Source organism: Citrobacter sp. Cpo012, assembly GCF_030333015.1.
Taxonomy (GTDB): Bacteria; Pseudomonadota; Gammaproteobacteria; order Enterobacterales; family Enterobacteriaceae; genus Citrobacter; species Citrobacter portucalensis.
The window spans coordinates 1-11,977 of sequence record NZ_JAOWGR010000044.1; the positions used below are offsets into that span (position 1 = coordinate 1).

Genomic DNA, 11,977 nt, shown 5'->3' on the forward strand with positions numbered 1-11,977 from the left:
AATAAATATCCTCCGGCATAGCCGGAGGTTTTTCTGATGCGCCTATAAGGCTCTGTTACCAGCCGCGCCCTAACAGGCGCATACGATCTGACATTTGCATCAGACTTCGTTACTTACGGCCCGTAAACGGGCTACCCGGATAAGGGATCGATAACTGCTCGCCCATTTTATCCTCTGCAAGCTGGTGCTTTATGTATTCCTGTATCCTTGCCGTGTTCTTACCCACCGTATCTACGTAATACCCACGACACCAGAACTCCCTGTTCCTGTATTTAAACTTCATATCACCAAACTGCTCATACAACATCAGACTGCTTTTACCTTTCAGATAACCCATAAAACCGGATACGCTCATTTTGGGCGGGATTTCCACAAGCATATGGATATGATCTGCACAGCATTCCGCTTCCAGGATCCGCACGTTTTTCCACTCACACAGCTTTCTTAAGATGCTGCCTATCGCCCTACGTTTCTCCCCGTAGAATGCTTGTCTTCGGTATTTGGGCGCAAAAACTATGTGATATTTACAGTTCCATCGGGTGTGCGCTAAGCTCTTTTCGTCCCCCATTGGGACCCCCTTTTGATTTCTTGTTTAACCCTTGCAGTTGCCAGACCGCAAGGTGTTTTAACAAATCAAAAGGGGTTTTAATAACTGGCCCAAAGCTGAAAGCTTTCCGGAACCCCCAGCCTAGCTGGGGGTTTTCTGTGCACAAAAAAATACCGGCACCAGGCCGGTATTTTCACGTTACAGAACGCTTATTTTTTCCTGAGCGCCAGCGGGTTCAGTGTCAGTCCCTGATAGTAGTTCACCCACGAAGAATACTTATCAGGTGAATTCCAGACACGGTAATGTAAACGCGCCATGGTCACCGGATCGCTCAACAACACCAGGCGGCGATCGCGATTCAGTTTCTCCGGCGTTTCGTTCAGTGCCTGTTCCACATGACGATCGCGTGCAATCTCCAGCACGTTGCTGGCGCGGTGGCGTGCAGTCGCCATGGCCGTGGCCAGTGCGTTAAACGACGGATTAAACACCGCATGCATAAAGCCATCGTCCAGCGTACGTTTACGGTTCATCACCAGATAGGTATCGGTATCCACCAGCACCTGCGGCGGAGAATACTCTTCCGGGATCAGGAACAGCTTCCAGCGCTTGGTACGTAACCCCACCGTGGAACGGCTGGAAATCACGGAAACAAACGGTGACAGGATCAGCGAGAAGACAATCGGTGCCAGCCAGAACAGGAAACGCAGATCCAGCCAGGCCATACCCACCGCCCACACCAGCCCCAGCAGTAACTGAGAACCGTGACGCATAAACGCTTCACCCCACGGGGTCGAATCGTCATCACGCTGCGGTGAATTCCACACAACTTCCCAACCGAGGAAGGCGCTTACAACGAAGACGGTGTGGAACAGCATACGCACCGGCGCCAGCAGCACGGAGAACAGAACCTCCAGCAGCAGCGACAGCGTAACGCGGATAAACCCGCCGTACTCTTTCGTCCCTTTACACCAGATGAGCAAAATACTCAGCAGCTTCGGCAGGAACAGCAGCACCATCGTTGAAGCAAACAGCGCGATCGCCAGTTCAGGTCGCCATTGCGGCCATACCGGGAACAGCTGACGCGGTTGCAGGAAGTATTGCGGCTCCGTCAACGCATGCACCACCTGCAATGCGGTAGAGAGCGCGAGGAACATAAACCAAAGCGGCGCAGACAGATAGGACATTACACCGGTCAGGAACACCGCACGGTGAACCGGGTGCATCCCTTTAACCAGGAACAAACGGAAGTTCATCAGGTTGCCGTGGCACCAGCGGCGGTCACGCTTGAGTTCATCCAGCAGGTTCGGCGGCAGCTCTTCATAAGAGCCCGGCAGATCGTAGGCAATCCACACGCCCCAGCCAGCACGACGCATCAATGCCGCTTCCACGAAGTCATGGGAGAGGATCGATCCCGCAAACGAGCCTTCGCCCGGTAACGGCGCGAGCGCACAGTGCTCGATAAATGGCTTCACGCGGATAATTGCGTTGTGGCCCCAGTAGTGTGATTCCCCTAACTGCCAGAAGTGAAGCCCGGCGGTAAACAGCGGTCCATAAACACGGGTCGCAAACTGCTGGCAGCGCGCATACAGCGTATCCATACCGGAAGCCTTCGGTGAAGACTGGATAATCCCGGCATTCGGATTCGCTTCCATCAGACGCACCAGACCGCTCAGACAGTCACCGCTCATCACTGAGTCAGCGTCCAGCACCACCATGTAGCTGTACTGATTTCCCCAGCGACGACAAAAGTCATCAATGTTGCCGCTTTTACGCTTCACACGACGACGGCGACGGCGGTAGAAAATCTGCCCTTCGCCCTGCACCTCAGCAATCAGCTCCATCCACGCTTTTTGTTCTGCCACGCAGATATCAGGGTTGTAGCTGTCGCTCAGGATATAAACATCGAAATGTTCGGCGTTGCCAGTTGCTTTGACCGATTCCCACGTGGCGCGAAGTCCCGCAAATACGCGGTCAACGTCCTCGTTACAGATAGGCATAATCAGCGCGGTACGGTGTTCAGGATTCAGCGGTTCATCCCCAACCGTTGAGGCCGAGATACTGTACTTATCTCGTCCAATCAACAGTTGCAGGAAGCCCATCAGCGCGGTCCAGAATCCCGCAGACACCCAACAGAAAAGCACGGCAAACAAAATGAGAATTCCGGTTTGCAGCATGTAGGGCAGCAGTTGCATAAAGGAGACCCACAAGTTCTGTCCCATCATGTCTACCGGATTAATAAATGCCCACCCCTGATACGGGAGGATCGTCTTCATATACCAGGTTGCTACGACCGTTTGCGCCAGCGTTAGAATCAATAGCGTATAGCGGCGGATGGTGCCTACGGTACGCCATTTTTGCTCGCTTTCTTGTTCTTCTTTCGTCAAACGCGAAAGATAACGCGGCGTCACATCGCGCCCACGCAAGCGATCCCAAAAACGACCAACCGGGTTGGTACGCCAGGGATCGGGGAACATAGAGGTACGCGTTGCTTTTGGCATCGCCTGCAGCTGATCGCGGCCCTCATCGTCCTTAACCAACTGCTCTTTAGCCAAAGAATCCGGCCATGCTTGCTCAAGGCGAGCTTTCACAGAACCCTGCGGTGAATCATCTTCGCGCGAGTAAGTACGATGCTCGGCATCCAACGCCTGATGAACGGCGCGGATGTCAGTTTTCGGCAGTGCCGCTTTCTCGATATCCGAAAGCGGCATTGCGTCAATATACTCAGTTGTCTTATTCATTGGCAGGTAACTGGTAGCTCCAGGTTTCACTCAGCGTCTGATCGGCATTGACCAAGGCAGCACGCATTTCAGTGGTTTTCTTCACGTCTTTCACTTTCACGCGCAGCATCAAACGCCAACCCTTAGATACCGGGTTATAGCGCACAGTGCTTTCAACGATTTCACCGTTGTCGCCAATACTGGTTTGTGCGGTAACCGGGGTATCCTGCGGCAGCTTTTTCATATCTGTGCCGGTAAAGTCCACCACAAACGCGATGGTACCGTCAGGCTGACGAATCAGGTTGGACTGTTTTACATCACCGGTAGAACGACGAGTCTGCTGTACCCAGGCGCTTTCCGGCGCATGAAGCTTGTCCTCATCACGCGTGAACGTCAAAGTGTACTTGAAGTTCATCTCTTTGCCCGCTTCAGGCAGTTGATCCGGCGTCCAGTACGCAACGATGTTATCGTTCGTTTCATCGTTAGTTGGGATTTCAACTAACTCAATCTTACCTTTACCCCATTCACCTTTTGGCGTGATCCAGGCGCTTGGGCGCAGATCGTAACGATCGTCGATATCTTCAAAACGCGAGAACTGACGGCCACGCTGCAACAGTCCGAATCCTTGCGGGTTTTCCATTGCGAAGCTGCTCACCGCAAGATGTTTCGGGTTATTCAGCGGACGCCAAATCCACTCCCCATTGCCCGCGTGGATAGACAAACCGTTAGAATCATGCAGTTCCGGACGATAGTTTGTCGCCGGAGACGGCTGGTTCGGTCCAAACAGGAACATACTGGTTAACGGTGCCACACCCAGTTTGCCCACTTTGTCGCGCAGGTAAACTTTGGACTGAACATCCACGACCGTGTCACGGCCTGGAATAATGACAAAACGATACGCTCCGGTTGCACGCGGAGAATCCAACAAAGCATAAATGGTTAAACGTTTATCAGTCGGTTTCGGACGCTCGATCCAAAACTCACGGAAGCGGGGAAATTCTTCACCAGAAGGCAGAGCGGTATCAATCGCGAGACCACGCGCTGACAGGCCGTAGACCTGACCTGCACCCAGAACGCGAAAATAGCTGGCACCGAGCATGCTGACGATTTCATCGTTTTTATCTTTGCTGTTGATCGGATACAGCACTTTGAACCCGGCGAAGCCGAGATCTTTTACCGTGTCTTTATCATGCTGAACATCGCCAAAATTAAAATAATCCGGGCTGTATTTGATTCTTTTCACCGCCGTGGCGGTAACTTCGTTGATTTTGACCGGCGTGTCGAAGTACATACCCTGGTGGTAGAACTCGAGCTTAAATGGGGTCTTGAGATTGCTCCAGTACGCTTTATCGCGATTGAACTGGATCTGTTGATAATCCGCATATTTCATGTCGCGGAAAACGGAGGGCAAGTTACTTTTTGGCGCCTCATAGCCTTTCCCGGCTAAGGATTGAGCTTGTTTTGCAACATCATCAATACTGAACGCCCAGCTCGATGATGTGTACAGCGTTAACATGACTGCTGCACCCAACCAACGCATTTTCATCATTTGTAGTTTATGTTTCATAATTAGTAAGCACTTCCCCCTTTGTGTGCTTATATTGATCCGATCCATTTTAATGGATAATCGGGTACTCCGACAACTGAATCCCTGTATTGTTCGCGCGCTGGCTCATGGTTTAAGCAGGTTCATCTGCCTGTTTTCACTTTGCGTGCTTATCCTGGAGACAGGTTGTTGGACTTCGTGTAGGGTTGCCCTCGAATGTAACCATTATTCGTCTTAGGGATAAGACGAAAAGTCTGAGAATACGTAACTGTCTATGAGCTCTGTATCACCACCACGTGAATATTTTCTTGACTCCATCCGTGCCTGGCTAATGTTGTTAGGGATCCCATTCCATATTTCATTGATCTACTCCACCCACACCTGGCACGTGAACAGCGCAGAACCGTCTTGGTGGTTAACCCTTTTTAACGACTTTATCCATGCATTTCGCATGCAGGTCTTCTTTGTCATTTCAGGTTATTTTTCCTACATGCTTTTTTTGCGCTATCCGTTAAAACGCTGGTGGAAGGTGCGTGTAGAACGCGTGGGGATCCCTATGCTGACCGCGATTCCGCTGCTTACGCTGCCGCAATTTATCATGCTGCAATACGTGAAGGGAAAAGCAGACAGCTGGCATACCCTCAGCGGCTACGACAAATACAATGCGCTGGCCTGGGAACTGATTTCCCATCTGTGGTTTTTGCTGGTTCTGGTGGTGTTAACGACCCTGAGCATGTGGGTATTTACCCAGATGAAAAACAGACTATCGCGTGGAGACGGTACCTCTGCATCGGGGGTGTCGATGACCAAATTAACGCTGATTTTTATATTGTTGGGTGTCGGCTATGCCGCCGTCAGAAGAACGATTTTCATCCTCTACCCTTCTATTCTCAGCGATGGCATGTTTAATTTTATCGTTATGCAAACGTTGTTCTATGTGCCTTTCTTTATGCTCGGTGCGCTGGCGTTTATCAATCCGAATCTGAAAGCACTGTTTACCACGCCATCGCGCGGCTGCACGTTAGGCGCCGCATTCGCATTTGTCGCATACCTGCTCAATCAGCGTTACGGCAACGGCGATGCCTGGATGTATGAAACCGAATATGTCATTACCATGGTCATGGGGCTATGGATGGTGAACGTTGTCTTCTCGCTTGGCCACCGTTTACTGAATTTCCAGTCGGCTCGCGTGACCTATTTTGTCAACGCGTCGCTGTTCATCTATTTGGTGCACCACCCGCTAACGCTGTTTTTTGGCGCGTATATCACACCGCACATCAAGTCGAACCTGCTGGGTTTTCTCTGCGGTCTGCTTTTTGTGGTTGGAATTGCGGTCATACTGTACGAAATCCATTTACGGATCCCGGTGCTGAAGTTTCTCTTTTCGGGTAAACCGCCCATTAAGCAGGATAAAAACAAGGCGGTTGCCGGTTAGTTTTCTTGCATTGAATGGTTCAGAGCAACCATTCAATGGGCAGCACAGATGCAAGCCTCACCAGAACCCGCTTCCAGAATCCTGTAGCGGGTTCTTTTTTCAGTACCTGTTCGCTGCCAGAAAGCCGATCAACCCAGTTGATTCTGCCCCAACGGTCAAGACGTAGTTGCCAGGCCATATCACGCTGACTTTGCATAAAACGTTTATGAATCAACTCAGCCAGTACGTCACTCTCAATCACAAACCCCATTTCCGTATTGAGCAGCGTTGAACGGGGATCAAAATTAAGCGAACCGATAAACACTTTACGACCGTCAATACTGAAGGTTTTCGCATGCAGGCTGGAGCCTGAATTACCGGTTAATCCCCGGTCGTGTACTGCTGAAACGCTATCGCGGGTTGGTTTGAGCTCGTATAACTCCACGCCGTAGCGCAGGAGTTTTTTTCGCCAACGCGCATAGCCCGCGTGAACGACTGCGACATCATTCGCCGCCAGAGAATTAGTTAAAATTGCGATCTTAACGCCTTTTCTCACCAGTCTCAGGAGCTGCGCCACACCGGCGCGAGTTGGTACAAAGTAGGCGGAAATAATATCAATACGCTCGGTCGGAGATCCCATCACGTCAAACAAACGCTGCGGTAATAGTGAGTGGCGCGGCGCTTTCCCCTCTCCTTTTGCAGGATCATCACTCAGCAAGCGCGTTTTCGCCCAAATTAGCGGCAGCGACCTCTGATCGAGATGGGTCATAAACTGGCTGGTTTCCAGCTTATGTAGATAGCGACGCGTGATGTCATCATTATACCAGGATTCAGGAAGTTCGATTTTTTGCGTAGAAGCTGGTTCAGCCACCTCAAGTACGTTTTGCAATGTTGAAACCGAGCGGCAGTGCCAGTAACGCTCAAAGTCGTCTGCAACATCCTTGACAACCGGTCCAATAGCCATAACGTCCAGATCGGAAAACAGTGGTTGTTCGCCTGCGCCAAAATAGGCATCGCCTATATTTCGCCCCCCCACAAGAGTTACGACGCCATCAGCGGTATAACTTTTGTTGTGCATACGTCGATTCAACCGCGCAAAATCGGTTAAATAGCCCAGGGCACGCAGGATGCGAAAGGAGAAGGGATTAAACAGGCGAACTTCAATATTAGGGTGATTGTCCAGCAAACGCAGCGTGTCATCCAGACCTGGTGTGTTGTTATCATCCAGCAACAAACGCACCCGGACACCCCGCTTCGCTGCGGCCAGCAAAACGGAAAATAACAATAGCCCGGACATGTCGCTTTCCCAGATGTAATACTGAACATCCAGGGTACGTTCCGCCATTTCCGTCAACCGATAGCGAGCAGCAAACGCATCCAGGCTGTCATCCAACGTCAGAATGCCGCATTCTCCCGGGTGGTTTACGCATAGCGGCGTAATGGCACGCTCAAGTCGCGTCATATCAGTCCGTGCGTTCATCGCCTTGTTGGGTAAGTAATCTCTTGTAGAGTCGAGCGTTTTCTTCATCAAAGCACACGAAGTATATTTGATCGGGTAGCGTACGTCGGGTGATAAATTTCAACACCGTTTTCACCGCGATCTCTGCCGCTGCAGCACGTGGGTAACCATAAGCTCCGGTGCTTATAGCAGGAAAAGCAATGGATTGATAACCATTGGCTAAGGCCAGTTGCAATGTATTTAGATAGGCCTCTTCAAGTCGTTCAGCCTCGTGGTGATCACCGCCTTGCCAGACGGGTCCGACGGTGTGAATAACTGCTTTTGCCGGAAGCGCGCCAGCCAGCGTGATAACGGCATGCCCGGTCGGGCATTCTCCCTGTTGTTGTATAACCTGTTTGCAGGCCTCCAACAACGCAGGCCCGGCAGCACGATGAATCGCGCCATCGACTCCACCTCCTCCCAGTAACGAGGAGTTGGCCGCATTGACGATCACATCTACCGCGATCGTCGTAATGTCGCCCTGTAACACATGAACACGCGATTGCATAAGTTCCCCCTGACAAAACACTCTCCGTTAAGTGTACAGCAGGGTTTTCCTTGAAATCTCACTTTTTAGCCATAAGCGTGCATACCTACGCCAGAATGATTCATTTATATTCAATATTCAGAATAGCCATGCTTTTCTGTTCATTGAGGTAATGCATTTTCACCGTGGCAATTTGTTGCACACTCTGAGGCGCTGTCGTGACCTGTTGCAGGTCGTAGAGACTATTACTCATCGTGCCATCACGCATACATGACAATTCAATCTGTTGTTGTCGAGTGTTAACGTCGCAAGGTGCTTCAACTATTGCACCACGAAAATGAATAACCCCGCCGGGTGAGATTTGCGTCGCCATTGCGGGGAGGGTTAAAAGAGAAAAACCCCACAAACCGGTATTTAAAATACGCTTTAATAATGTACACATAAGGGTTCCTCAATGATTAATCATCCTTGAGGGATCGCAATGATCCTTCACCGCTGCGAGTTACGATCATATAAAACGTTTGTTCGTTTCTATATTCATAGAACAGCACTGCACTCCCAGCCACACCCTTAATGCAAATCCGGCAAAAAATTATGGGTGACTGTTTGAGTCAGGCCATTGTTGCGACAGATGCAGAGACTGCCCGTCAGAAACGGTAACGATAATTTTGACCGAATCCTCCGGTGAAATATTAAAGCTCATTTTTGTTAATTCAATTGGCCGATTAGCAGGGACCGAAAGGCTTGTTTTCTGCTGTGACTGACTTTGTCCGCCCTTTCCTTTACGTACGGCAAGGACTTGCACTTCACATACGCACGGTTGAGCTAATGTCACCTGAGGAATAATGGTGTACATGTCACCTTGCTGAGTTGTATTGAATGTTATTTGATTTGCCAACGCGGCAATGAGTAATAGCGTGTGCATAATATTCTCCCGAAAAAAAACAGGGCTTTCGCCCTGTTTATTATCAGTCAGAAAACTGAATTAGTGCTGGTTAGCTGTAGCATTGTTGCCATAACCAACCTGCTGAATCAGCACATTGGAGTCAGACGCTGTCTGATTAACCACAGCACCGTTACGACCACCGAACTGAGTTACGCTGATATCAGCATTTTTTGCATTCCACTGATTGATATCAGCACTGTTCTGGAAGCCGGTCTGTTTCAGGCTAATGGTACTGTCATCAGCACCTTGGCCGACGGTCGCACCGTTACCATGTCCGTGTTGTGTGATAGTCACGTCTGATTTACGTGCATCACTTTGCAGCGCATTCGCAACGTTACTAGAGCCAAATTGGTAAATACTCATTGAAGAGTCTGGGCCATAGTTGCTACCGCCACCATGATGATTACCGCCCCATTGCGGAACAACACCTGCCAGAGCACTGCCAGAAACTACGATTGCTGCGAATGCTGCCACTTTTAAAAGTTTCATGGTAAACCCCCATCGGATTGATTTAAACGTCGTTTATGGATTAGCGTTGAGTAACGCGAATTGCCATTTGCGACTGTCTCTGCACCACAACTGCTGTTTTTTGTGTACCGTACTGGGTAATATTGGCTTTATTACCAGAGCCTTTCTGGATAATCATCGCCGTATTACCGTAAGAGCTTTGTTTAATACTCGCATCATTAGAGCTACCCGTTTGATCAATATATGCAAAGTTATTTGATCCCGTCTGGTCTGTTTTCGCCCGGTTACCTGAACCTTCTTGCGAAATGACCGACAATAACTTGGTGCCCTCCTGGCGAGTATTTGCACTATTAGCAGTACCAACCTGACCAATAATGGCTGCCTGATTAAATGAAGACTTACTTAATTCATTTACCGCAAAGTTATATTCTGAATTAGCTAAATCATAACTGGTTGCGGATGCAATCCCAGGCACTCCCAGTATTGTAAACATCATAAATAACAACTTGTTTTTCATGTTGTCACCCTGGACCTGGTCGTACATGAAGTTAAATTAATTACCACTCAAATTGTTGTTAACATGACTTACATTTGTTAACGCCACGTTACGATGAAGAGTATGTCCGTGGAAACATTTTAAATAACTCACCCGCGAGTGGTATTTTTATATCCGGATTCACACCAAAGTACTAATTAACAGTGAATAACACCGCTTCAGGTCTGGCTTTTATTTTTATTTTGCTATCAGTAATGAATTTCTATGCAGTCACTGAGAAAATGCATTTTGCACGATATCAGGGCCTCTCAGTACAACGTCGAGATAGACATCGGTACAAGTCGTGACAAAGGTCATTTTTTTCCATCTAAAATTGACCAACGTAAATTGAGACAAGGATTTTAGAATTCATTAGAAATCTAAAACTCAACAACCATTAATTAACTAATTTAAAATCAATGCGTTAGTATAATTTGTATGATTTTTTAAATCTATGCAGCAAAGGTAAAATGTACAACTTTCCTATCAAATCTAAACTCCAATAAAACCATAAAATCACATTTTAATATATAATTTTACAAGTTGTTACATGTTTAACACTTGCTTTAAGATTTGTAATAGCTAGATTGAAATCAGTTGAAGTCCATTTGTTTTAATATTTTCACCCCTTTGGGTCGATATTTTATATCTACACAGCAGTGCAACATCTGTCAGTACTTCTGGTGCCTCTATTTTAGTAGAGACAGCTGTCAGGTGTGCGACTAAAAAGTGGAGTTTCATCATGTTTAATGAAGTCCATAGTATTCATGGTCATACATTATTGTTGATCACAAAACCTTCTTTGCAGGCAACTGCATTATTACAGCATTTAAAACAATCACTGGCACTCACCGGAAAACTACATAATATTCAACGTTCTCTGGATGATATATCCTCCAGCTGCATTGTTTTACTGGATATGATGGAGGCAGATAAAAAACTGATCCATTACTGGCAAGATAATTTGAGTAGAAAAAACAACAATATAAAGACGTTATTGTTGAATACTCCTGATGATTACCCTTATCGGGATATCGAAAACTGGCCGCATATCAATGGTGTTTTTTACGCAACTGAAGACGAGCAGCGTGTCGTAAGCGGCTTGCAGGGTATCTTGCGCGGTGAATGTTACTTCACGCAAAAACTTGCCAGTTATCTGATCACGCACTCTGGAAATTATCGTTATAACAGCACGGAGTCGGCACTGCTGACGCACCGTGAAAAAGAGATCCTTAATAAATTGCGTATCGGCGCCTCAAATATTGAAATCGCTCGCTCACTGTTTATCAGTGAAAATACGGTAAAAACACATCTTTATAATCTTTTCAAAAAGATAGCTGTCAAAAACCGTACGCAGGCGGTCTCATGGGCCAATGATAACCTCAGGCGATAAAGCCATGAAACGGTATTTGACCTGGATTGTGGCAGCAAATTTATTCTTTGCTGCCGGGAGTCTGCACGCAGCGACAACCGTAGAGGTGGAGGTTCCCGGGCTGTTAACTGACCACACTGTCTCTTCAATCGGGCATGATTTTTATCGGGCCTTTAGTGATAAGTGGGAAAGCGAGTACACAGGAAACTTAACCATTAATGAAAGACCCAGTGCGCGTTGGGGAAGTTGGATCACCATAACGGTCAATCAGGACGTTATCTTCCAGACTTTTTTATTTCCGACGAAAAAAGACTTCGACAAAATTGTAGTCTTCGCATTGGCACAAACTGAGGAAGCATTAAATCGCCGGCAAATAGATCAAACACTATTAAGCACAAGCGATTTAGCGCGTGATGAATTCTAAAACATGATTTTGTCCGGAGGCTT

General features: G+C 48.1%; 12 protein-coding genes. 3 read left to right on the forward strand and 9 right to left on the reverse strand.

The genetic code is table 11. The features are described from left to right. Positions 1–109: 109 nt before the first annotated feature. The 3 genes from tnpA to mdoG form a co-directional block, all read right to left on the reverse strand. On the reverse strand, positions 110–568 hold the full coding sequence (tnpA, locus tag OGX90_RS23630; protein ID WP_057069660.1) for an IS200/IS605 family transposase: 459 nt from the start codon (positions 566–568) through the stop codon (positions 110–112). Positions 569–756: 188 nt separating this feature from the next. Continuing rightward, a complete protein-coding gene (mdoH, locus tag OGX90_RS23635) occupies positions 757–3,285 on the reverse strand; it encodes a glucans biosynthesis glucosyltransferase MdoH (RefSeq protein ID WP_048235662.1) in 2,529 nt (842 codons plus the stop codon). After that, complete coding sequence (mdoG, locus tag OGX90_RS23640; RefSeq protein WP_095533147.1) at positions 3,278–4,813, reverse strand: glucans biosynthesis protein MdoG; 1,536 nt, start codon at positions 4,811–4,813, stop codon at positions 3,278–3,280. Before mdoG ends, mdoH begins: the two co-directional genes overlap by 8 nt. A 271-nt stretch (positions 4,814–5,084) precedes the next feature. Between mdoG and mdoC the strand changes: the two genes are divergently transcribed. After that, positions 5,085–6,245 carry a glucans biosynthesis protein MdoC gene (gene mdoC, locus OGX90_RS23645; RefSeq protein WP_008784343.1) on the forward strand — a complete coding sequence of 387 codons (1,161 nt, stop codon included), beginning with the start codon at positions 5,085–5,087 and terminating at the stop codon, positions 6,243–6,245. Positions 6,246–6,264: 19 nt separating this feature from the next. On the opposite strand, the gene OGX90_RS23650 is transcribed toward mdoC, so the two are convergent. The 6 genes from OGX90_RS23650 to csgB form a co-directional block, all read right to left on the reverse strand. Then, the gene (locus tag OGX90_RS23650) at positions 6,265–7,755 is read right to left on the reverse strand and encodes a phospholipase D family protein (protein WP_197964484.1); all 1,491 of its coding nucleotides are present in this window, start codon (positions 7,753–7,755) and stop codon (positions 6,265–6,267) included. Then, positions 7,688–8,230: an O-acetyl-ADP-ribose deacetylase gene (gene ymdB / locus OGX90_RS23655; protein WP_003832103.1), complete on the reverse strand. Its 543-nt coding sequence runs from the start codon at positions 8,228–8,230 to the stop codon at positions 7,688–7,690. Before ymdB ends, OGX90_RS23650 begins: the two co-directional genes overlap by 68 nt. Positions 8,231–8,330: 100 nt before the next feature. Further along, the gene (locus OGX90_RS23660) at positions 8,331–8,651 is read right to left on the reverse strand and encodes a YmdA family protein (protein ID WP_008784340.1); all 321 of its coding nucleotides are present in this window, start codon (positions 8,649–8,651) and stop codon (positions 8,331–8,333) included. Positions 8,652–8,801: 150 nt separating this feature from the next. Continuing rightward, positions 8,802–9,134 (reverse strand): curli assembly chaperone CsgC, encoded by a 333-nt coding sequence (gene csgC / locus OGX90_RS23665; protein WP_020996502.1) that lies wholly within the window; start codon positions 9,132–9,134, stop codon positions 8,802–8,804. Between the two features lie 60 nt (positions 9,135–9,194). After that, positions 9,195–9,644, reverse strand: coding sequence for a curli major subunit CsgA (gene csgA / locus OGX90_RS23670; protein ID WP_008784338.1), 450 nt, complete (start codon positions 9,642–9,644; stop codon positions 9,195–9,197). Between the two features lie 40 nt (positions 9,645–9,684). Continuing rightward, the gene (gene csgB, locus OGX90_RS23675) at positions 9,685–10,140 is read right to left on the reverse strand and encodes a curli minor subunit CsgB (protein ID WP_032941802.1); all 456 of its coding nucleotides are present in this window, start codon (positions 10,138–10,140) and stop codon (positions 9,685–9,687) included. 760 nt (positions 10,141–10,900) lie between these two features. Between csgB and csgD the strand changes: the two genes are divergently transcribed. Both csgD and csgE read left to right on the forward strand, forming a co-directional pair. Then, the gene (csgD, locus tag OGX90_RS23680) at positions 10,901–11,551 is read left to right on the forward strand and encodes a biofilm master transcriptional regulator CsgD (RefSeq protein WP_003832092.1); all 651 of its coding nucleotides are present in this window, start codon (positions 10,901–10,903) and stop codon (positions 11,549–11,551) included. A 4-nt stretch (positions 11,552–11,555) separates the two neighbouring features. Next, complete coding sequence (gene csgE, locus OGX90_RS23685) at positions 11,556–11,954, forward strand: curli production assembly/transport protein CsgE (RefSeq protein ID WP_008784336.1); 399 nt, start codon at positions 11,556–11,558, stop codon at positions 11,952–11,954. The last annotated feature ends 23 nt before the right edge of the window (positions 11,955–11,977 follow it).